We start from the raw sequence: 21625 nt of genomic DNA on the forward strand, positions 1-21625 counted from the left end.
CTTTCAAATGGTTCAATTCATCTATTATAGAACTTATTCATTATCCCTAAAGAGTTTATTACTATTATATTTCCATCCTGATCTCGAAACGTATCTGAAATTGTAGTGTATATTCCAACAATTGTTACATTCCTTGATAAGCGGTCAATTTTTTGATTGTCATCTATTAACTTACAATCACTAAGTATATACGTATTTGTACAAGAAATGGAATGTTCTTCAAGTAAGTAACCAATTGATGTACTTCTTTTCACCTGGAATGGTGACATTAGAGACTATAACCACAAAAACAAATACAATAATACCTATCAAGATTATCTTTTTTTTCATAATTCCCCTTTCTTTACAGCAGCTATTCGTTGTTTATTATCAGCCCCTGAACAGCTCTGTGTAACTAATGATGCTAATACTAGAGCAACTAATAAATAATACCCTTTCACTTCGTCACTTCACTTTCCACGCTTAGCTTTTTAGAAATAGTTTATCTTTATAAAGAAGCCGAGTGCGACAAACACTCGGCTAATCGATTATCTCCAATCTTTTTCTTATCATTCTAATTTGACCCCTATGATTAATTTCATCTTCGAAAACGTGAAACCACATGAAGTAATAATTTGCTTGTTTTTTATACCAGAACTCTTCCTGATTATATAGCCAATCATCATTAACCGATTTAAATAATTCGAAAGTTCGATTTCTGACTTCATTTAATTTATCCATATAATATTTCAGATCATTTCCTCTAATTTCTTTTCGTCCTTTTTCACCAAGCTCCAAAGCTGCACCCCAAATGGATATTTCTTCATCATTTAACTCTCTTAATTCAAAGGTTTGCAGCTGATATGCATATTCTACCGCCGCAAAATGCAGCAGCAAAGCGCCAATGGAATTACTCTCTTCATCTAGTAAAAAATCCAGTTGATCTATAGTTAAATTTTTAACGGCTTCTAATGTTGTAAACCTTGCATAATTCATCATCGACAGCAACCGGCTAATTTGAGGAGAATAACCAGGTATGTCGGAAATGAGATAGATATTATTCATGTTTAACATGTTTTCCCTCCAGTCTCCTATAAACTTGTATACGATCGAAAGTCAAATATTATGTTTCTGTTATTACTTTAACTTCCAGAAAATTTACCCCTCGAAATGTCTGGTCAATTGTTATTTCCCTCTTTTAATAACAAATGCATTATCGGCCTGAGTAAATCCAACCTTCGGATAATAGTTGATTGCTCCTGGGGCGGACAATAAGACTAAAGAGCACTCTTCCCCTATTTTTCCCCTGACTCTCAGTATGAGTTGCTCCCCAATACCACATTTTTGATATTGCTTATCAACAGCCAAATCCGATAAATAACAACAGTATGCGTAATCAGTTACCGCACGTGCTATTCCAATTAATTTTTCATCTTCCCATGCTGTAATTATGATGTCAGCATTGTTAATCATTCGTTGTAATCGTTCTAGATCCTCATAAGGTCTCTTAATCCCTGAAGCCAGAAATACTTTTGAAAGATCCTCGGCTTTAATGTCCATACTGTCCTTGTAGGTTATCCTCATCTTTAAGCTCTCCTTGTTACAATTTCAAATTCAGCAGTTCTTCTCTTGCCTTTATCAACCATGGATGAACTAATTTCATCTTATCTCTCTGTTCCCAAATATGATTTAAGTATGTCAAGATTCCCTCATCAAGTTTATGATCGTTGACCTTTTCTCTGATATCTATCAGATATTGATGATCACCCTGCAGTTCCCACGATATCTTATCCGAGATAAATAGCACTTTATCAAGCAGACTTGATTTCGGTTTTAACGTTGTATGACATTCGATAGCGTCTAATATTTCCTCGTCATGAATTTTAAATATTTCCACAGCCATTGCTTTTGATAATTTCTGATGTACTATTCGTCCGTATTTGTACTCATCATCCAATAATTCAATTGAAAGTTGTTTAGCAACTGCTAACATTTCACTAGCAGGAATGACATTGCTAACATCATGCAGTAAACCAGCCTGTTTAGCCTTGTGTGGGTCTGCACCGTATAGCCTGGCTACACGCTCAGCCTCATTTGCCACTGTAATTGTATGATTGAGGGTTTCGAGGTCATTATGGGATAAAAAGAATAATCGGATATTATTCTCCAATTCACCTGAAAGTTGTAAATCTTTTACGTAAGGCTCTAGAATGTATTTCATTATTAGCCTCCTTATCTATATCCGCCGGATAGGACAACAGCTATTTACTACCAATTCTATTAAATTTCCCTTAAAAATGGAAGAGCTGTTCCATATATCATCTTAATGACATACGAAACAGCCCTATCTCCTTTATTTTGCACTCACCCTATTCGTTTTCTTCAATAAATAAAGCAAGTATGGAGCGCCGATCAAAGAAACGATAATACCTGCCGGAATCTCCTTCGGCGCTAAGATTACCCGCCCAAAGAAATCTGCACTAATTAATAAAATTCCTCCTACACAAAGCGTTAGCGGCAGCAGTCGCAGCATTTTGGGACCAACCAGCTGTCTGGCAATATGAGGAGCGAGCAGACCAATAAACCCGATTGCTCCAACTACGGAGACGCTGATAGCTGACAATGCAACAACTAAAATAATAATGAGCAGCCGCGACTTTCGCGTATTGACACCAACGCCTGTGGACACTTCATCTCCAAAGGATAAAACATCGATTGCTCTAGCAAAGTAGAGCACTATGGGAAGAATAAGAAGGAACGTACAAATTACGATCCACATATGATGCCAGCTTGTGCCGTAAGTGCTGCCTGCCAGCCAAGTCAGCGCTTGAGAAGCGTGCAAGTTGGATTTCACAATGAAAATCTGAATAAGCGCGGCACCAACTGCCGAAAAGGCTATACCCATTAACAACAAAATCATCGGTTGAAATCCGCTTTTTGCACTAATACTCAGCACAATGATCATCGTCACAAATGCACCAATTAATGCGCCAATCGGTACAAATATAAACGGAGCTTGCGGAAATACAAGCAAAAACAGCATCGCCATCACATTCGCGCCCGACGTAATACCAAGCACAGAAGAGTCTGCCAGCGGATTGCGCAATACATTTTGCAGGATCAATCCACTCATCGCCATCATCATGCCAATAATAAAGCTGACTATTACACGCGGTACCCGGAAATCCCATACATAACGGTTATGCATCAATTGCTGCGGCAAGTCAGCTAAAGATGTAAAACGCGTTCCTCCAAACGACAAGCTTACAATGACTAATAAAAGAACAAACAATATAACAACAGGATAAAAACGAGTTAATGATCGGATGCGTACTTGGCCATCCAGCGATCCTGCTTTTGTACGTGTTGAAACGCCCATTTTAAAAGCCAAGTAAACAAGCCATGGACCTCCGATAATTGCCGTCATTGCTCCAACCGGAAGCTCGGATGTTGTGGAAACGATACGTACCAAAATATCAGCACCAATTAACAAAGCTGCCCCTACAACGATATTTCCAATAATCATGGTGCGATGCATCCGGAACCCCATCAGCCTGACCAGATGCGGTGCAATGATTCCTACAAATCCAATCGGTCCTACTGCGGACACGGTTACGGCTGCAAGCAAAATCGCAATAAGCCATCCTAGAGACTTGCTAAGTGTGACATTTTGCCCTAGCCCGGATGCTACCTCATCACCAAGCAGCAGTATATCAAAACGCCGGCTGACTAACAAAGCAAACAACAGAGCTCCCGTAATCCAAGGCCATGCAAATTGTACCCCGCTCCAATCCAGCTGAAGCAAAGTACCCGAGCCCCAGAGAAACAATCCGGAAACTTCATTCTCGAACAACAATTGCAACGCACTGGTAAAGGATGAAAATAACATCGTGACAATCATCCCTGTAAGCGCAATGCGGACAGGATCCAGTGATTTGCCAACTAGAAAGCTTACGATTAAGGCAGCTGCAATTCCGCCTGACATTGTGATCAGAATCGGAAATTTACCGCTTATCGAAGGCAAAAAAATCGTAAATAGCACTACGAAAAAATAAGCCCCTGCATGAATCCCCAGCGTACTCGCACTTGCGAGCGGATTTCTAGTCATGGATTGCAGCAGCATGCCAGCAACAGCAAGCGCGGCTCCCGCTAAACAGCCAATCACAAATCGCGGAAGCCTGCTGTACAGCAAAAAGTTCATTTGCTGCTCATCGTGCCAAACCTCTTGCCAAAAGGCGATTAAACCATGCGAGGCTTGCCCTTGGCTTACATGGATAGCTCCAAGTACTGCAAAAAGGACAATAAAACCTGCTAATAAAGATAAAGATTTTTTCATTGCACTCACTTCACTAGCGCTTGCTTAACATGTTCAACTAATGTTTCCATCGATAGCACGCTGCCAAACGTCCATACGCCAGCGCCTACATCATACATTTCATTTTCTTTTACGAAGTAAAGGCCTTTCCAAGCTGCATTATTTTCAAGGTTATTGAACAAAGGATCATCTTTTTGAACCGTATGAAGCAGCATCGCTTCTTGATATTTGGATAAGCCCTCAACGTTTGTTTCAATAAGGCCGCTTGCCGACTGTGCCTCATCTAGAATTTTATTGACCAGCCCTAAATTTTCAAGCACATGGCTAACAATTGAGTTTTTTGTAAAAATACGGAATGTGGGAGCCTGATTAACGGAAAACGCCTGAGTAAACACAAATTCATTTGTTGTTAATTTAGCGTCTTCAATTGCTTTTTTAGCTTCTGCATACTGGCCCTCCAGCCGCTGAATTGCTGCATCCGCTTCTTTCTCTTTGCCCACCAGCTTAGCTGTCTGTTTTAACGTTTTCATCATATGAGCGTACAGATCAGCTTGCGCTTCTGCTGTTGCATTGTCATACATAATGACAGGAGCGATTTTCTCGAGCTCGGCTTTTATTTTTTCATGACGCCCTTTTATCCCGATAATCACATCAGGGTTCAATTGCGAAATAACTTCCAAATTCGGTTCAATCCGGCCGCCTACATCAACGACATCTTTGGATAGCTCTGCGTCAATCGTTACCCATTTATTGAAGTTTTCTATGTCTGCGACGCCAACAGGCTGAACGCCTGTAATAAGCATTTCCTCCGTGACGCTCCATTCTAGCGTAACCACCCGAGACTTAACACCATCAAAGGTTTGTGTACCATAGCCATCTTCGATTTCAATGGTTTGATTTCCAGAAGAATTATCATTATTGTTTTGTTCCTTTGGCGAATTATCTGTTTTCTCCATACACCCCGTTAAAATAAACGCAAATACGATAACGACTGCCATATATTTTTTTAACATTTTCTCCATGTGCCCCCTATGTACTTATCAACTTAACTGATAATGATTATCATTATTATATTCGATTTGAGAACTATTCGCAATAGGTTTACTAAAAAAAACACACCGCACCTCATAAATGGGTACAGTGTTTTTCATGTTCCTTTATTATATGAGGCTATGCTGACAAGCTCGCGGCCGCTTTCTTTTTCACTGATAATAAAGTGACCATCATAATAAACACAACAGCTGCTACAAAAAGAATTGGAAGATGCTTATCCCGTTGATAAAGACTTGTGCTTAAAATGGGAGCGATTACGGCAGAAATGCCCTGCACCGAAGCCACAAGACCGGCCACGCCTCCTTGCTGCTCACGAGCAACAGAAAGGGAGGAGCCTGCCATAAAGCCAGGCATCATGAGGCCCGCTCCAATACCGAACATGAAGAAAGCAGCATAAAAAGCAACTAAGTTAACTACTAATAAAAAAAGCGCCATACTGATCATCACAAGTAAAGATCCTGCTACAATGACAGACTTTGGCTGCCAATGCTTTTTCATTTGTACCCCTTGTGTAACAATCATCGCCACTCCACTGAACATTAGCCCTAGAGAAATCATTCGTGCAGTTTCCTTCGTAGTTAAAGCCAGCTGGTCTTGAAAATAAAAACCTCCTATTACTTGCAAAGAAACAATACTAAGCATGGTTGCGAATCCTGCAAACAAGTAAAGGCGCAGCCCTTTTTGAAACGGGTTTACCTTCGGCGGCTTTTCGTGAATAACTGGCTTTTGATTGGGAATGAGCATTAGCACAACGACAAATGCAACAAGAGGTAATATTGCACCGATATAAAGCGGCCAGATAAGTCCGATAAGTGCAAATCCACCGGCAATCGCAGGACCAAGCACAAGCCCCATTCCATTAGCCGCACCAATTAATGCCATTCCTGCTGATCTGCCTTTTTCATCTGTAACGTCAGCCATATATGCCTGGGCCGAAGCTGGAACGGCTGGAATGCACAAACCGACCAAACTGCGAGCAGCAATTAACAATACAAGCAGTAGTCCGCCACTAATAAGCTTCGATAATCCAGCATACATCGTAAGAGTGAAAAGAACATAACTGACAAACATTCCTAAGAATCCTATTAAAACAATAAACTTTCTTCCTTTTAAATCACTCCATCTCCCCCACACTGGAGCCATTATGGCCATCGCAACAGAGCCCAAAGAAATAATTAAGCCAGAATGAGTTTCACTTAGCCCCAATTCACGTATTAGTGGAGGCATAACAGGAGCGATAATCATCAAGCCAACCATTGCAACAAATACACTAAAAAAAATGCCGAATCTTACTCGTACCATCCTTGCATCTATCTCCTTTCGCAGCATTGACCTTTTTGATCGTAATCCCTAATTTCTCAGCCCGAGATTACTCTGGCGAGATTTCAAGAGATTACCATTCATTATCAACGAATACGAAAAGATTATCTGCCAACAAACGGATTATCCTTAACGCTTAACGGATTATTTGATTTTTCAAATTAACTTACTTGTGAAAATAACCCTTTTCAACCTCGCTTGGATTATAGCCATAAGTTTTACGAAATAAATTAGCAAAATGGCTTAAATTGTGATAGCCAACTATGCTGGCGACTTCGCTCACATTGCCTTCTCCTTGCTCTAGCATTTTTCGAGCTTCATGCATTCTCAAGCCCCGTACATAGCCAAAGACAGTCGTGCCGAACAATTCCTTGAACCCAAGCTTGAGCTTGTAGTCGTTCAGGCCAACCATTCTGGCAAGCTCGAGCAGACTAGGAGGCTGCTGCCACATATGAGACAGAAAATTTTTGGCTTCATGCAGACTTTGAATATCGCCGGCTTTTAGCTTTGATATTGCCTCGGCTTTTAACTTTTCCCTCGCCGCTCCATCCAAATGATAAGCTAGCAGTTCAAACGCTTTTCCTTCCAAATAGAGCTTCTGAAGAACACCGCTGTATGGACATTCTTTCATTTGCTCCACAATTAAAGAAATATGAGGAGACCCTGCTACTTGTCTGCAGAAGAACGTTTCATTCGACATGCGCGCCAATTCAGGAAGCAGCTCATTCAAATGCCTAATATCGATTCGAAGCTCCATATGAAGCATTCGCTCATAAGGGGAAAGCTCTGCATGAACGTTTTCATTGCGAACGTAGAGCAGCGTAGAAATACCCGTGGACAAATCATAGCTTCTTGCTTGGCCAGCCTTCTTCCAGTTGCCTTGCCCTCTTAGCGTATAGGAGATTTCCAAATGTGGATATTGAACACCTACATCTAATTTAATCGTTTCATCAAACTTCGCGTCAAACCAATTCATTTCCATCCCATTGCGCAAACGAATTCGTTGTACATGCCCTTTCCCGCTTTGCAGCGGAAGCGAATATTTCTGATGATATTGCTCAAGTTGAGGTGATGACAACGAAACATGATCTAGTTTATTAAATAAACATCCTAGGTTATGGGTATTCATTTGCAGCTTCAAATCGTTTCCCTCCTTTGTCTATAAATTAACACTCTTTTATTGACATTGATTATTATTATCATTATGAGTATAGACAAATCCCTCTATTTATTCAAATGATCAGCTCTTAATCTCTTCAATTATTGAATGCCCTCTAGAATGGTCTTTACATGTCCATTGCCATTGTTCATGCATTCTGATAAGGCCATCCTCTAATCTCTCTGGAGTTATCTCTTATTATTATCACATAAAAGTAACTATAGGTTTTAAATTCAATATCCCCAAGTCAACGGATGTCTCTATATAACCAACTATCTGATCGAATATAAACATTGTTCATCCTATGAATATCTATCCTTTATTATTTTTTTGAATACATGAATAGGTTTTTCATAATTAATTGGTTTATAAATTTTCATATTTAACCAAGCACTTAAATCAAAATTATGATGAAACTCAATATTATTACAATAAAGTGACATTTCATTCAACGTCCCCAAAACACTCTTATCGTTTGTCTTACCTATACTTATTTCCCCTGCTTCCAAAAAATATTGTTCCACTACACTGTTTCTCAATCCCTCGAACAATAAATATTGTTTAAGATCTGTTTTGAATTTTTCTTGTAATTTATCCAACTGAGAAGTCCTAATACCATCAAGTATTAAACATAATCGACTCGAATCATTAACAAATATTATGTATTTCCTTTTTAATTGCAGTATATTAGCATGCCAACTAAATAAAGGATCTGCCGAATCCAATTCAACAGGTGTTGCTTTCATATCTTTTAACAATTTTTGAGTAAAGTTAAGAGCTAGCAATATATTCACTCCTCTGTATTATTTGCCGAGGTAGGTTTTTTCAATACTAAATTCCCTTTCCCGCAATTTTACCATGGTATTCCACACACTGAAATCTTTTTCTAGCCTTGAATATCTACAATTTTTTATAAAATACTAAATCATCATCTTGGACATATTGAGACCGTGAATAGGTCTTTATTGCTTCGTGATTATCACCGCCTGTTAAAACTTTAATGTCTCTTACTCCACGATTATGAAGCTCTTTCTCAACGAAGGAAATTAACTTAGCAGCAATTCCTCTCCCCCGGTAAGCTTCTCTAACATATAGTTCCGTTATTTCCCCTTGAAAATTGCAATAACAAAACGACTTAAAATACTGGGCACAAATAAATCCAACATAAACCTCATTCATTAATGCTACTGCGATTACTTCATTCGAAGTCTTTATGCTTTCTTGTATTTCATCTACAGATGTTAATTCTGGTCCATTAAATTCACAATTCAGTTTTTGTAATTGTTCTGCATCAAATTCTACTGCCAATCGAATGGTTATACTTGGTGTCTTCATAAGGTCCTCCAATATTACTAGATTCTCATCAATTTCTCATAGTATGAAAATATTCTTCCCTCAAAAGACCGTAATACAAAAGATCTTCGTGTTGTCCCCATTTTGTAACATGCTGCCTTAACAGACCTTCGTATTGCATACCTATTTTCTTCATGACCTTTCCCGAAGCAGGGTTCTTCCCTAGATGTCGTGAAAATATACGGTTTAACTTCATTTCCTCAAATACATATTTTACAATTCCTTTAGCAGCCTCAGTACAATAACCATTATTCATGTACTTTTTACCGACCCAATAAGCAAGCTCCCCATGATTATAATTTTTATTAATTCCTATACTTATTGCGCCAATTAAATAGTTATCCTCTTTATGCACGATTGCTAATTCAAGTAATCGGTCTTCATTAAAGTTTTTGTTATGTGTTTCTATCCATTTCTCTGCAACGCCATCCTCATATGGGTGAGGAATATTTAGTGTCATTTCAGCAATGTACCTATCTCCCGCTAATTGCTGAACTACTTTGGCATCTTCCAATCTAAAGGGACGCAATAATAATCTATCCAGATGTAATGTAGGCAGTTTTTTCATTTGGTTATTTCCAGCTATATTCTTATCTATAATTTCAATATGAAACTTCCCGAGCTTATACCATTTAAAAATTCTTAATGAGCCTATCACCCATATAACACTGAATACAATCCAAAAAAATAACCATCGTCCCAATTCATTGATTTCCCTAAGGCCTTCCATGTTAACAGATATAAATATAAGAACACGAATGTTTAAAAATAGTAAAAATACTTGTAGAATGATCCAAGCCGTTAATAATCCTTTTCTTAGCTTCATGGAGTTATCCCCCTACAATAGCTATTCTTGCGTATTTTCAAAAAATACTTCTTTCGTTATTTCAATTATTTTGTCCGTTGCTTCTTGACTAGAAGGATCCTGCACCAGTAAATGGAATATATCTCTTAGTTCGTCTACTCGTAATAAAACTAAATCTTTAGACTTCTCTTCTCTCAATGAAATATACAAATAATTTAAACTAATATCTAAATTGTCATTAATCCTCCCGTATGAAGTCAGCTCCGACATTGCAGATACATTTGACACTGTGGATATCATTGATCTATACGTATAATCATTTACTTCCATACTAAAACTTCCAAGGACACCTCCTAATTGTTGCCTAAATGAATTATCAATTGTGCTTTGAAGCTCTTTTCTTGCACTTTGGGATTCTATATATTTAAAACCGATTACTATTAAACCAAGTGATAAAAAAATTATTATAACGCTGTTTAAATTCTTCTTCATTACTTTACCTTCACTTGTTTTTGTGACTTTATATATATTTCTACCACCATTTCACGAGAAGACTTTGCCATCTGCAGCACTCCTTTAATTTATAATGACTCCAATACGAGTAGCCTTCCAAATACCAACTCCACATTATTATCCTGATGATATATCTTTTTCAATATAATTCTTCAATGTTCTTTCATTAATTCCACTCTGTACAAACTGGAATCTTTCTCCTGTAACTCTCTGAGCCCTATCTACAACTTGCCCTAAGTGATATCCGGTATGCTCAACTAAGTGGTAAATATTATACATATCAATGGCTTCAGCTTTGCTGATAGCGTATTCGAATTCTAAAAATGTTTGTTTAAGATCAGCTTGTAATGACTTCTTATCATTTTTCAAATCTGTAAACGTATTTTCAATTCCAAATTTATAGGTGATCCCTGGTTCCATGATTCTTTGAGTATTTCTTTGGATGTGTTCAATAATATGTACAATTATGCCGCCTATACTATTCGAATCATCCGATTCTTTAAACCAAATTTGATCGTTATTCAATGATTCTAAACATCTTTCAATTTCAAATAATAATGACTAACCATCCTATGTTTCGAAATGACCTTAAATTCAAATAATGAATCCATCATTCCTACATCACCCTAATTAATTTTTATTCTAGCCCGAATTATCTGGCATTAATTAGCCTTTAGTCCACTTTCTCAAATAGTATTTCCATATTATTATTCGAAATAGTTAACTTATTTTTACTAATTTCTACTTTGTACACTTTCTTATTAATTACTATTTCGGCTTTTGAATCCCACGTATATTCATATTTCTTCCTGTTTTCATTATTAAACTTTTTCGTCTCTATTCCATTCTCTTTCGTTAAATAATAATTTGAAAATGAAATTTCTTTGTCCCTAACTTCCCAGTAGTTATAATGTGATAATTCTTCGTTTGCTCCTTCTTTTTGTGACGCTTGAAGAGCTGACCAGTTGCCAATAAATAATTCCTTTGTCGATGAACAACCAGAAATCATTAGTATAGTAATGAAAAATACTGAGATGTACCCTACTTTTCTCAAATTCACGATCTCCTTTCTTCTCTCGAGTATTTCACCTTTCCTTATAGCATTTCTCGTTTATCGTCGTTCTTTCATCCTTCAATTTCTATATATCTGATTGCCCGGCTTGCCATCCAATTTCCTGAGACCAATGATGGGCCTTTTGAATAATATCCCATATAATCGGTTCTTTACCTTCTACATATCTTGATCTTTCTTGCTTATAAAGGTTCATTAATCTGTGTTTTTCTTCTACATATCTTATACAGTCTTCAGGATGAGTTCTTAAGTAGTCCCTAAATAGTAGTGATAGTTGTTCTGAATAACTGCCTGCTTGCCTTACATGTATATGTGTTCTTCTAGTGCCAGGTACTTCCCTAAAATAACCTTTAGTTTTATCAGGATTTTCTTCCCTAAAAACAAATCCAACTGCTTCAATTTTAGATCGATATTCTTGCAAATTATTTATACTAGATACTGAAATTTGTATATCAATAATCGGTTTTGCTGCTAACCTATTAACTGAAGTTGAACCAATATGATCAATTCTTAAGGCGATTTCTTTTAACGAATTCCTTAATCTTTTTCCAACTTCCTCAAACAATAAGGGCCAAGAAGGATCATATTCAGAAATTCTCCATTGATCTTCCATAATAGTATCCCACTTTCTTTTTTCGGGTCTTTTCTCCAAAACCCCCTTCTATGCAAGCTTTATCCAAAATCTGTTTATAATGTTTCCGTCTTCCTCAATAAAGTCTTTGTCCTGCACCCCACCATTGTTTATTATGGTTTTTCTAGATGCAACATTAACATAATCACACACTACAAGAGCGTTACTGATTCCTATCTCTTTACTTTTTTCAAGTGCCATTGCCAATAATTTAGTTGCGTATCCTTTTTTTCTTTCGGAAGGGCGTATTCCATATCCAATATGTCCGCCACTATTGAAGAGTTTCTCAGTTAATGCATGCCTTATATTGACGGCGCCTACGACTTTTCGATCTTCATTCACTAACCAAAATGTACTGCTCGGTACCCATCCATCTGCAATATATTGCTTATCTTCATTCTTAAAGAGAAATTCAAGCATGTCCTCATAATTTGTTGGATCTTTAGAAATCACCCAAGGTACCATATCTTCACCAGACTCTTGCCAATCTTGAAAAAACTCCATATATTCTTCTCTTAATTCTACCGTCGGTCTAACTAGAAATATTTGAGCCATTGACTCTCTATACTTTGAATCTTCCATATTATATACCTCGTTTTGTTATTGAATTCAGTCTGTCAAATATCGTATTTACAACACAACCCAGCCCTAGATAGCTCCTATCTTAGGCCGGGTCGTGTGTTGTTTGAGCTACTTCCATAATTAAACTCCTTAAAACCAAGGAGGGATATCCCGCTCCATGATCATCAACGATTAATTCCAAAAAATATCGTTACTTAGTTTCTTCAAGCACTAATACTTCAAGCTTGTCTATGGCATCAGTTCCTTTACAACTATTTGCCTCTAAAATTCTTCTCCCCTTACCTTCATCAGTTTTTTCATTTACTATTGCAATTTCTTTGCACGTAAACTCATGATTTTTACGATCTGAATAAAAATCCCTTGATGAATCAATCCTTATCTTTATTTCTTTACCATCTGTAAACAAGTCATAAATCCAGTAACCGCCATCAATTATTGGAGGGACTACAAGTAGGTAATCTGCTTTGCCATCATTAAAGCTGGAAACAAAATATTCAATCCTTTTGAAATCCTCTTCATTATAATTAACTATAATATCATTTGTCACGTTCATAGCATATGGTTTTTCATTTTTACTGCATGCACTTATTATACAAAATAATACAGCTACTATTATCGACCTATTTACAACATTAATCTTGTACATTCATTTCACTCTCACTTATAATTCACCTTGAAATCAACCAGTTACCTTTACTCGATTCATTAATTCTTTCACTTGTTTTCTTGTCTCTACAATTATAATTTCTTTTTGACCCTTAACTGATTCCAACATTTTTATAACTCTCATTCTACTTCTTTTCTTATAGTTCCAAACCCAAATAAAAAATGCCCAGTCAAGTTTTTCAGGACATTCTTCATTCAAATCCGGTCTTGTTTTTCCGTGATATCTAATCCTTCGTTTAATAATTCGGTATATACATAACAATCTAGGCATATCTAAAAAAATAATTACATCTGCCCGTTTTATTCGCGAATCCAATGTTCTTGAGTAATTGCCATCCATAATCCACTGTTCCTGGCTGGTTGCATCTGCAATAAATTGATCCCATTCCTCATCCGGGGTTGCAATCCAGTTTGGTTTCCAATAGTACTTATCCAAATGTATGATTGGGAGTTGTAATCGCTCACTAAGCTGTTGAGATAGCGTAGACTTTCCAGATCCGGCAGATCCTATTACTAAAATGCGATTCATTTAATCCCCCTTTTGTTAAACATGAATTCTTCTAACACTCTGTCAGTAAGCAAGCTTCTCTCAGTCTTATTGAGTTGGCTCACTAGGGAACCTTAATATTAAACTTTTCCTCTCATTATCTTCAATCCAATCTAATGTAAAACTCGATTTTTCTATAAACTCATTCAGGCTTTCCATATTTTTGAATATGTAATACCCGGTAATTTCATAATTATCTTTTCGTAATAATTCACCCTTATTTATTCCTTGATTCAAAGAACCACTAAGATACGTCAAAGGAATGGCTTCATTAAATACAGCTTGAAAATCTTTAGCGGTATTTTCTCCTCTATTTTCAAGTCTAAAATAAAAATGCAGCATAAAAGAATTGGCCGTTGCTTCAGGTTCAATTAACGTTATAGAGCTCATGTCAGTAATAATTTCATATTGTAAAGAATGCCAAATATCCACTTTATCTGTTGGCTTCAGTCGGTCTGAATGCAAGTCACTTTTTTCATTTGAAGAACATCCTATTAAAGAAACTAAAATAAGAAAGGCACATACGATCTTTATATTTACTTTCATGGATTCTCCTTTTGCTTCTATTTATACTTCATTTTATATTCTTCTGTAATTCGCAGCTTTAATTGGTAATTCCGATGCTCGAAACAAATTTCTATTGGTGCTTTAATAAGCACTTCCGTTTCAACTGTAACCAAACGCATATCACCCCGTTTATAGATTAATATACAAGCTCTGCTATAAAGTCGGATGTATAACGCGACCCAGCCTGAGATAACTCTTATCCTAGGCTGGGTCATTTGTTGCTCTGAGCTTATCGGTATTATTTGATTTTTTATAATTATTCAAATTCTCGTACATCTTCTTTACAAAAAAGACCAGAAAATATTATTACCATCTACTTCCTTTAATTGCTTTTCAAATTGTTCATCTGGTTGAATGTCCTCTACAAAATGCCATTTTTTTCTACTATCTTGCCAATACACCTTCCAAAGAGTATCTTCTAATCTTAATTGTGCAATAGGATACTCATAACGCTCTTCCATATACCCTGGTCTTTCCAGGAATAATGTGACTGTATTCCCCCGAGCTTTATAATACATTTTTATTTCATTTTTAAGATGTTCGGGAACCTTTTGTTCAAAATAGTTATCCAGTATTTTGGTTATTCTCTTTTTTGTAAAGTCATCTAGCAATATTATCACTCCGTTTTGATGGATTTGTAACATTTGAGCTCCTTCCATGATTATATATCCTAACAGGCATAGGATGCCAGTACCGCAGTATGAGTCAGGCATTGGGTTACCTCATATGCAAATAACCTCCACCCATACCAAAAGGCACGTCGGTCTTGCCATGTTGTACTAATCCGTTCAACTCAATCTGAGGATCATTAAAATCTAATAATTTGGAGTCACCAAATACCTCTTTTATTGGTACAAAAAAAGTATAATTAATTGATTTCCCTGGTTTAAGTATTACGGGATGACTAATATCTGTTTTTCCTTCAATTTTAAATGGGTTTCCCTTAGATCCATTCGGCATAATAATTGGATAATATAAATAAAAATGCAAGTACTTAATCTCCAGTTCCCCTGAATTTTTAACCTCTATTGAATATTTTCTGTAATTTTCATTTATTTCTTGGTTTATTAAGCTGATCTCAATATCATTATCATCGAATCGAATATCTGTAGCGGCGGTACAAGCAGTCAAAACAAATATGAATATTATCAGGAACGCCAGTATTGAATGCTTCATTAATTCCTAGCTCCTATCCACTTACGTTTTCTTTTAATAATGTTTACAGTTATACATTTCTAACATCGCTTATTGCATTTCTCCATCTTCTTTTTGTTTTGCGATAAATTCCTCTTTCGTTAACCCAAACAAAATAAAGTCTAAATATTTCCCGTTTGTATATACTACCTGGCGCCTCCATATATATTTTTATATTTCCGTACTACTTAATTCGCTTCTTCGAAGGCTTAATTAAAAGAATTGATAGAGTCCGTTTTCGAAATACTCAAATTCTTCATATGAAATACTTCTTAAGCCATATGCTTCAAAAAACCATTGCTTATCAGTTTCTTCCTTAAATGCATTTTGTTTTGGTCTAATAGCCAAGGCCAAATCGTATCTAGGGTCCCCAAATGCGGCTCCTCCCCAATCGATCACACCTACAATTTTATTGTCATTCACCATCACATTATCAATGGTAAAGTCACCATGAATTAAAGTATTCGGTATTTCTTTGGGAGTAGACGATTTTAATTTATGTAATAATTCCTTCGTTCCATCCACTTTATAGTTCCTAAGATTATATTCCGCCTCTTCTAGCTTTGACATTAACCACGACTCACGGGTCGTGATCAATGGCTCCGGACACAAAGTCGAATGGATCTCCCTTAAAATTTCTCCAAAATGACTAATGACCTTTTTTCTTTTCGCTACATCATGTTCGAAGTAAAAATTCCCGCATGCGAATTCCATGAAACTGACTCATTAATAACCAGCAATGTTTCTCCTCTTCCACAAGCAAATACGCTTTGGGGATCGGTAACAAACGATTCTCAAGTTGCGTTAATATTTCAAATTCCTGCTTTAGCCAGGCACTGTATAACGGTTCGGTTGTTTTCTTTAAAATAAAATTCCCGCTCATTGTAGTCAAGCTTACAACCACAGAAGTATGTCCTTGCGCAGGGAAATGAATTTGTTGGATTTCACCTATAAAATTTAAGATAGAATTTGGAATTTCCCTTGTGTTCATTGTTTCGCTCCTTGAGATCGCTCATATTTATTTGGATATTTTTGACTAAACGACCGACGAAATCCTTGATATCACAGTATCTCCTCACATATCTGCTCAGCGATTAAATTAACCGGTAATGAACCATCAATAATGAAATTTGAATTTGGTTTTACTGTGTCCAACATATTTAGATATGCCATTCTCCCCCTGGACAAATATAAAGAAAGTTCATTTATTACTTTTTCAATAGAAGAAGAGTCCTCGAAATCTCTTATCAATCTCCTAGCCATTGCAATATCAAGAGGGGTGTCGATAAAAACACTAAAATCAATATATTCTGCCAACTCCTTATGTAAATATGCAAATGGATAGTCTAGAATAATAAAATCAATTTCACTGGCCCTGTTATTAATAACATATTTCAAATCTGACACCAAAGGCATCAAGTTCCATTCTTGATAATCTGCCCCTCTCTCTACCCAATCACAAATATCATTAGGACCATCAAAATCATATTCATCAAATGATAATATAAATGATTTAGGTAATCTCACAGATAAATGCTTTGATAGAGTAGTTTTTCCACCGCCTGAAACTGCTGATATTGAAATGACATAAGGTTTCTGATTCAAATTAATCCTCCAGATTATATTGTTTTAAATCCCCTTCAATTCCTGCCCAGACCGGGGGAACCAATGCCCCGATATGAAAATGGTGTTCACCGAACTACCTTTGATTTACCCGCAAAGTCTCTCCAAAATCATTGCCACTCCGTCATTATTATTAGTTTCTGTAATCTCTTTAGATCTCAATTTCAATTCATCTATCGCATTTCCCATTGCCACAGGCCAACCACAAGTATTAAATAATCCTATATCATTAGAATCATCACCAAATACCATAACGTTTTCGAGAGAAACGTTCATCTCCTTACACAAAGCTGCTACTGCACTTACTTTAGAAGCCTTCAGTGATGAAACTTGAACAAGATTTCCATTGTCTGTTATCAAAATGTTTAGTTTCATTTTAAATTTCTCCTGGAATGAAATCATATCCATTTTTCCTGTAAACAAGATTTTTGATGCCTCAAGACATTTAAGTTCTTCCAACGGCCTTACAATAGGAGTGTCTTTAACTTGTATGACAGTTGAGTAGTCATATTCTCTTAAAGTCACCCATTCATCTTTCACTTCTAAACTTAAGTCAAGATCCGGGTTACATTTGAGACAATAATCTAAAAGTTCTGCTGTAACTTCAGCTTCAATGGATATATGTTTGTTCATTCCTGTATGTTTGCAATCAATGTAGGCTCCATTGTAATAAATAAATGAACCCAATTTAAGCATTTCCTCGTTCATAAACGACCTCACAGCCCTTGGAGGGCGTGCTGTTGCAAAAATAAATTTCATCCCCCTATTCGAGCAATCCATAATAGCCTTATAGTTCCGATTCGATATTTCTTTTTTGGAATTCAGGAGTGTACCATCTAAATCTAAAACTATTATTGGAAATTTCATTGAGATCTCCTTTCTGGCTGAACAATTGGCTTGGACGGCTAATCACTTCCATGTTAAAGGTACAAAAACCCACCTTTGGTGCTAACCTTGAGGTGGGTTCTTTATCTTTTACTATTTTACCATGATATACCAACAAAATGGAACGACATTGTTACCAAATATCCGTGGAACTAGGGGATCCACTGCCATAATAATATTTCGTGCTGTTCTTATCACTGTGAAAAGAAAAAAAGGAATATGCCAGTTCTTGTCGAATGATAGCATGGAACTATATTCCAAAGTCTTGACCCAGGACTAAAGACATATCCGATAGACGGAAAGGAAGGAACATTTATTGATTACATTTAAAAAGAGATTTGCTGTTTTACTCACGTCGGTAATACTCGCTGCAAACGTGAATGCGGCAGCAGTTCATGCGGCGGATGCCGGCAACATTACATTTCCCGACGCTAATTTGAAAAAGGCACTGATTGCCAACGGCGTCGATTTGAACAAAGACGGTCAAATCTCGCGTGAGGAGATGGCCAGCCGTGCTGATATCGGCGGTATGGGCAACGGCCTTTCGCATCTTGATTTGCGCGGTTACGGTATTACGAATCTCTCCGGTATTGAACATGCCGTTCATATTAAATCTATATCTCTGAACCAGAATCCATTATCCGACATCGGTCCATTGAAGTCGTTGACCTCTTTGGATTCGCTTATGCTCACCCAAACCCAAGTAACGGATCTTTCGCCGCTTGCTGGAATGGAAAACATTCGTATGCTCGGGATCGCGGACTCAAAAGTTCGTAATCTGGGCCCTGTCGCAACGCTGACCGGATTATCCATGCTGGATATCACCCACAATCAAATTACAGATATTTCGCCGCTGGCGTCATTGAGCGATTTGACGGTCTTTTATGGGGCGCTTAATCAGATTCGTGATATTAGTGCCTTGTCCTCTCTCAAATATTTGCGTCATGTCGACCTGAGCGTCAATCAAATCAAGGATATTTCGCCGCTATCCGCATCTGTCAGCTTGGAGCGTCTACTTGCGAATTATAATCAAATTTCCGATATCAGTGGACTTGCTCCCTTAAAAGCCTTAAAATCACTGTATTTGTCAAATAACCAAATATCGGATCTATCGCCGCTGTCCGATAAGAAAGACCTGCAAATTCTGGATGCCGCTGCTAATCGGATCATAAATCTGTCTTCATTATCTCAGCTCAAAAGCCTTAAATTATTGGATTTGTCTTTTAATCAAATTCAAGATCTCGGGCCGCTCCAAGGATTGAACCATTTGAAATTGCTAGGTCTAGGGAGCAATGACATTGAAAAAGTAGATGCGCTCTCTGGCCTGCATGCCTTGACCCAATTGATTTTGGCTGATAATCAGATTACGGATATTAGCCCGCTTTCGTCGCTGACTCAACTTGATACGCTCCTTTTGTCCAATAATCGGATCAGTAATGTGGAGGCGCTGGCGCGAATGACCGGCATGAAAGAGCTGCATTTGGAAAACAACTCCATCTCTAATATAGCTGCGCTGTCGAATATGACAAAATTATCCGGATTGATTATAAGAGGCAATCCAATCAAGGATCTAAGCCCTCTGCAATCATTGACCGGCCTGCAAAATTTAATTGTCGAGCTTGAACTGCGAAAGCAGCTTAAACTGCCGGTGGAGGGTATCGTTTCCGGGGGCTCTTACCAAAACCCGGTCACCATTACCTTTCAAGAAGGATCAGGCAAACTGAACGGAAAAAGTGTACCAAGCGGAATCGTCGTCAGCGAGGAAGGCAACCATACCTTTAACTTGAGCGGCGTCGGCGGCGCTACGACACAGGTTTATTTTGCAATCGACCGTACGGCGCCGATTGTTACCGGAGTTGCGGATGGCGGACTTTATCACGAAGCTGTAACGATTCTATTTAACGAAGGGGAAGCGTTCGTGAACGGCCAATCGGCAGCAACCGATTATTGGTACGACCAGTCCGAAAGAACAGACAACTACCGGGTAAGAATCAAAGAGCAGGGTGTGCATTCGCTCTTGGTGAGGGACGCGGCGGGCAATGAAACGGCCATGCAGTTTACTATTCAGCCTCGCGCCACAGTCATTCATGGCGTATCCAATCAAAGCGTTTATAACACAGAACGAACGATTACTTTCAACGATGCGACAGCTTTGCTTAACGGTGAACCTTTTAAAAGCGGCCAAAAAGTGAGCCAAGCAGGGAAATACCAGCTTGAAGTAAGAGGCGACAACGGAACGGTAACGTCCGTAAAGTTTACCATTACTGCGGAGGGTGCCAATACCGGAGCTTCACTGGCAGGCGTATCGGCATGGGCCGCGGTGGATATCTCGTACGCGCAGTTTATTGGGCTGACCCATCCTGTCGCCCAATTGCATTTCGGCACGATTATTACACGCGAGAAGTTCAGCGAGGTTGCCGTCAAGCTATACGAAGCTATAACCGGGACCACTACATCCGTAACAGTCTCCAATCCGTTTAAGGACACTGCGAACGCTGAAATTATAAAAGCTTATCAACTGGGCATCGTAACCGGAACATCAAAGGATCGTTTTTCACCTAATTCTTTAATTACGCGCGAGCAACTGGCAGCCATGCTGATGCGCGTGATCAAATTAGCCAATGTAGACATCCCGGCGGGGACGAGCAAAATGTTTCAGGATCGCAGCCAGTTTTCCCCTTACGCGGTGGAAGCAATCGGTTATTTGTCATCCATCGACGTTGTAAAGGGATTGGACGACAAGCATTTCGGGCCAAGGAAAAACGCCAGCATTGAACAAGCTGTCGTTATGGCCAAACGCATTTATGAGCTGGCACAACAGGGAGCCAAGAAAGGCGACTCAGACTCAACCGAAACCAATGATGGTCTGTTTGGCCGCGGCGATATGTTTGCCGCCTATGTGAAAAAGCCAGCGGCAAATGCCATTTCCGCTGAATATGCGCTTACGAATGAGCGAGGTTTCACTTTGCCCGCTTACAGCGCTATTTATGTTCATTCCATGATCAATCAGACTCCAGATGAAAACTCAACTTTCGGTACGTTGGTGATCGCCAACAATACGGATAAGCCGAAGCAAATTCCGGCGCGGAGCGTTGATTTGTCACTCGATGACATTTACCGCGACAAATGGGGTGAGATGATCTCTCCTGATGGAACAACGGTCGCTATGAAGTCCACGGGACCGTTTATTCGTCTCGTCGTATTTGACGGCACATTCGACCCTCAAAAGCCATATTCCGAATATGTCGCCTCCAACAATGTCATTGATCTCGGAAGCTGGAACATGGTGCGGCATACCAAATCTTAATCATACTCTTGAAAGGCTGCCCGATCCGCGCTACGGCGGAGGATGGGCAGCCTT

25 protein-coding genes are annotated in these 21625 nt (G+C 38.2%); 1 reads left to right on the forward strand and 24 read right to left on the reverse strand.

The genetic code is table 11. The features are described from left to right. Positions 1–519: 519 nt before the first annotated feature. The 24 genes from ACRRU2_RS25225 to ACRRU2_RS25340 all read right to left on the reverse strand — a co-directional run bounded on the left by ACRRU2_RS25225 (position 520) and on the right by ACRRU2_RS25340 (position 18246). Positions 520–1053 (reverse strand): DinB family protein, encoded by a 534-nt coding sequence (locus ACRRU2_RS25225; RefSeq protein WP_432505897.1) that lies wholly within the window; start codon positions 1051–1053, stop codon positions 520–522. A gap of 111 nt (positions 1054–1164) precedes the next feature. Further along, positions 1165–1563: a GNAT family N-acetyltransferase gene (locus ACRRU2_RS25230; protein ID WP_432505899.1), complete on the reverse strand. Its 399-nt coding sequence runs from the start codon at positions 1561–1563 to the stop codon at positions 1165–1167. A gap of 16 nt (positions 1564–1579) precedes the next feature. Then, positions 1580–2200, reverse strand: coding sequence for a bis(5'-nucleosyl)-tetraphosphatase (symmetrical) YqeK (yqeK, locus tag ACRRU2_RS25235; protein WP_331701922.1), 621 nt, complete (start codon positions 2198–2200; stop codon positions 1580–1582). Positions 2201–2332: 132 nt separating this feature from the next. Beyond that, positions 2333–4315, reverse strand: coding sequence for an iron ABC transporter permease (locus ACRRU2_RS25240; protein WP_432505901.1), 1983 nt, complete (start codon positions 4313–4315; stop codon positions 2333–2335). A gap of 5 nt (positions 4316–4320) precedes the next feature. After that, a complete protein-coding gene (locus ACRRU2_RS25245; protein ID WP_331701920.1) occupies positions 4321–5307 on the reverse strand; it encodes an ABC transporter substrate-binding protein in 987 nt (328 codons plus the stop codon). A gap of 157 nt (positions 5308–5464) precedes the next feature. Beyond that, entirely contained in the window at positions 5465–6649 is a 1185-nt protein-coding gene (locus ACRRU2_RS25250) for an MFS transporter (RefSeq protein ID WP_331701919.1), read from the reverse strand. A 184-nt stretch (positions 6650–6833) separates the two neighbouring features. Next, the gene (locus ACRRU2_RS25255; protein ID WP_331701918.1) at positions 6834–7808 is read right to left on the reverse strand and encodes a helix-turn-helix transcriptional regulator; all 975 of its coding nucleotides are present in this window, start codon (positions 7806–7808) and stop codon (positions 6834–6836) included. A gap of 320 nt (positions 7809–8128) precedes the next feature. After that, positions 8129–8611, reverse strand: coding sequence for a DUF6933 domain-containing protein (locus ACRRU2_RS25260; RefSeq protein ID WP_432505904.1), 483 nt, complete (start codon positions 8609–8611; stop codon positions 8129–8131). Positions 8612–8726: 115 nt separating this feature from the next. After that, on the reverse strand, positions 8727–9161 hold the full coding sequence (locus ACRRU2_RS25265) for a GNAT family N-acetyltransferase (RefSeq protein WP_432505906.1): 435 nt from the start codon (positions 9159–9161) through the stop codon (positions 8727–8729). 28 nt (positions 9162–9189) lie between these two features. After that, positions 9190–10005: a GNAT family N-acetyltransferase gene (locus tag ACRRU2_RS25270; RefSeq protein ID WP_432505908.1), complete on the reverse strand. Its 816-nt coding sequence runs from the start codon at positions 10003–10005 to the stop codon at positions 9190–9192. Between the two features lie 21 nt (positions 10006–10026). Beyond that, positions 10027–10476: a hypothetical protein gene (locus tag ACRRU2_RS25275; RefSeq protein ID WP_432505910.1), complete on the reverse strand. Its 450-nt coding sequence runs from the start codon at positions 10474–10476 to the stop codon at positions 10027–10029. Positions 10477–10614: 138 nt separating this feature from the next. Next, on the reverse strand, positions 10615–11022 hold the full coding sequence (locus tag ACRRU2_RS25280) for a DinB family protein (RefSeq protein WP_432505912.1): 408 nt from the start codon (positions 11020–11022) through the stop codon (positions 10615–10617). A gap of 148 nt (positions 11023–11170) precedes the next feature. Beyond that, a complete protein-coding gene (locus tag ACRRU2_RS25285) occupies positions 11171–11551 on the reverse strand; it encodes a hypothetical protein (RefSeq protein ID WP_432505914.1) in 381 nt (126 codons plus the stop codon). Between the two features lie 85 nt (positions 11552–11636). Then, a complete protein-coding gene (locus tag ACRRU2_RS25290; protein WP_432505916.1) occupies positions 11637–12182 on the reverse strand; it encodes a GrpB family protein in 546 nt (181 codons plus the stop codon). A gap of 48 nt (positions 12183–12230) precedes the next feature. Further along, entirely contained in the window at positions 12231–12782 is a 552-nt protein-coding gene (locus tag ACRRU2_RS25295) for a GNAT family N-acetyltransferase (protein ID WP_432505918.1), read from the reverse strand. A 190-nt stretch (positions 12783–12972) separates the two neighbouring features. Further along, entirely contained in the window at positions 12973–13428 is a 456-nt protein-coding gene (locus ACRRU2_RS25300) for a hypothetical protein (RefSeq protein ID WP_432505920.1), read from the reverse strand. A 33-nt stretch (positions 13429–13461) separates the two neighbouring features. Beyond that, positions 13462–13977, reverse strand: coding sequence for a DNA topology modulation protein (locus ACRRU2_RS25305; RefSeq protein ID WP_432505922.1), 516 nt, complete (start codon positions 13975–13977; stop codon positions 13462–13464). Between the two features lie 66 nt (positions 13978–14043). Further along, positions 14044–14541 carry a hypothetical protein gene (locus ACRRU2_RS25310; RefSeq protein WP_432505924.1) on the reverse strand — a complete coding sequence of 166 codons (498 nt, stop codon included), beginning with the start codon at positions 14539–14541 and terminating at the stop codon, positions 14044–14046. Positions 14542–14843: 302 nt separating this feature from the next. After that, a complete protein-coding gene (locus ACRRU2_RS25315) occupies positions 14844–15221 on the reverse strand; it encodes a DUF3024 domain-containing protein (protein ID WP_432505926.1) in 378 nt (125 codons plus the stop codon). A 58-nt stretch (positions 15222–15279) separates the two neighbouring features. After that, on the reverse strand, positions 15280–15738 hold the full coding sequence (locus ACRRU2_RS25320) for a hypothetical protein (protein ID WP_432505928.1): 459 nt from the start codon (positions 15736–15738) through the stop codon (positions 15280–15282). 231 nt (positions 15739–15969) lie between these two features. Continuing rightward, positions 15970–16470: a phosphotransferase family protein gene (locus ACRRU2_RS25325; protein ID WP_432505930.1), complete on the reverse strand. Its 501-nt coding sequence runs from the start codon at positions 16468–16470 to the stop codon at positions 15970–15972. Beyond that, a complete protein-coding gene (locus tag ACRRU2_RS25330; RefSeq protein ID WP_432505932.1) occupies positions 16433–16747 on the reverse strand; it encodes a phosphotransferase in 315 nt (104 codons plus the stop codon). Before ACRRU2_RS25330 ends, ACRRU2_RS25325 begins: the two co-directional genes overlap by 38 nt. Positions 16748–16818: 71 nt before the next feature. After that, positions 16819–17361 carry a hypothetical protein gene (locus tag ACRRU2_RS25335; protein WP_432505934.1) on the reverse strand — a complete coding sequence of 181 codons (543 nt, stop codon included), beginning with the start codon at positions 17359–17361 and terminating at the stop codon, positions 16819–16821. Positions 17362–17466: 105 nt separating this feature from the next. Next, positions 17467–18246, reverse strand: coding sequence for a Cof-type HAD-IIB family hydrolase (locus ACRRU2_RS25340; RefSeq protein ID WP_432505936.1), 780 nt, complete (start codon positions 18244–18246; stop codon positions 17467–17469). Positions 18247–18580: 334 nt separating this feature from the next. Here ACRRU2_RS25340 and ACRRU2_RS25345 point away from each other — a divergent pair, with 334 nt between their 5' ends. Beyond that, positions 18581–21571 (forward strand): leucine-rich repeat domain-containing protein, encoded by a 2991-nt coding sequence (locus ACRRU2_RS25345; RefSeq protein ID WP_432505938.1) that lies wholly within the window; start codon positions 18581–18583, stop codon positions 21569–21571. The last annotated feature ends 54 nt before the right edge of the window (positions 21572–21625 follow it).

It is taken from the genome of Paenibacillus sp. GXUN7292 (assembly GCF_050864975.1).
Classification (GTDB): Bacteria; Bacillota; Bacilli; order Paenibacillales; family Paenibacillaceae; genus Pristimantibacillus.

Coding starts and splice junctions, on each gene's coding strand:
- ACRRU2_RS25245 (WP_331701920.1), bottom strand. CDS start 5,307: ATGTTAAAAAAATATATGGCAGTCGTTATCGTATTTGCGTTTATTTTA.
- ACRRU2_RS25325 (WP_432505930.1), bottom strand. CDS start 16,470: ATGGAATTCGCATGCGGGAATTTTTACTTCGAACATGATGTAGCGAAA.
- ACRRU2_RS25310 (WP_432505924.1), bottom strand. CDS start 14,541: ATGAAAGTAAATATAAAGATCGTATGTGCCTTTCTTATTTTAGTTTCT.
- ACRRU2_RS25330 (WP_432505932.1), bottom strand. CDS start 16,747: ATGAACACAAGGGAAATTCCAAATTCTATCTTAAATTTTATAGGTGAA.
- ACRRU2_RS25315 (WP_432505926.1), bottom strand. CDS start 15,221: ATGGAAGGAGCTCAAATGTTACAAATCCATCAAAACGGAGTGATAATA.
- ACRRU2_RS25305 (WP_432505922.1), bottom strand. CDS start 13,977: ATGAATCGCATTTTAGTAATAGGATCTGCCGGATCTGGAAAGTCTACG.
- ACRRU2_RS25230 (WP_432505899.1), bottom strand. CDS start 1,563: ATGAGGATAACCTACAAGGACAGTATGGACATTAAAGCCGAGGATCTT.
- ACRRU2_RS25225 (WP_432505897.1), bottom strand. CDS start 1,053: ATGTTAAACATGAATAATATCTATCTCATTTCCGACATACCTGGTTAT.
- yqeK (WP_331701922.1), bottom strand. CDS start 2,200: ATGAAATACATTCTAGAGCCTTACGTAAAAGATTTACAACTTTCAGGT.
- ACRRU2_RS25320 (WP_432505928.1), bottom strand. CDS start 15,738: ATGAAGCATTCAATACTGGCGTTCCTGATAATATTCATATTTGTTTTG.
- ACRRU2_RS25265 (WP_432505906.1), bottom strand. CDS start 9,161: ATGAAGACACCAAGTATAACCATTCGATTGGCAGTAGAATTTGATGCA.
- ACRRU2_RS25240 (WP_432505901.1), bottom strand. CDS start 4,315: ATGAAAAAATCTTTATCTTTATTAGCAGGTTTTATTGTCCTTTTTGCA.
- ACRRU2_RS25270 (WP_432505908.1), bottom strand. CDS start 10,005: ATGAAGCTAAGAAAAGGATTATTAACGGCTTGGATCATTCTACAAGTA.
- ACRRU2_RS25300 (WP_432505920.1), bottom strand. CDS start 13,428: ATGTACAAGATTAATGTTGTAAATAGGTCGATAATAGTAGCTGTATTA.
- ACRRU2_RS25290 (WP_432505916.1), bottom strand. CDS start 12,182: ATGGAAGATCAATGGAGAATTTCTGAATATGATCCTTCTTGGCCCTTA.
- ACRRU2_RS25295 (WP_432505918.1), bottom strand. CDS start 12,782: ATGGAAGATTCAAAGTATAGAGAGTCAATGGCTCAAATATTTCTAGTT.
- ACRRU2_RS25340 (WP_432505936.1), bottom strand. CDS start 18,246: ATGAAATTTCCAATAATAGTTTTAGATTTAGATGGTACACTCCTGAAT.
- ACRRU2_RS25275 (WP_432505910.1), bottom strand. CDS start 10,476: ATGAAGAAGAATTTAAACAGCGTTATAATAATTTTTTTATCACTTGGT.
- ACRRU2_RS25250 (WP_331701919.1), bottom strand. CDS start 6,649: ATGGTACGAGTAAGATTCGGCATTTTTTTTAGTGTATTTGTTGCAATG.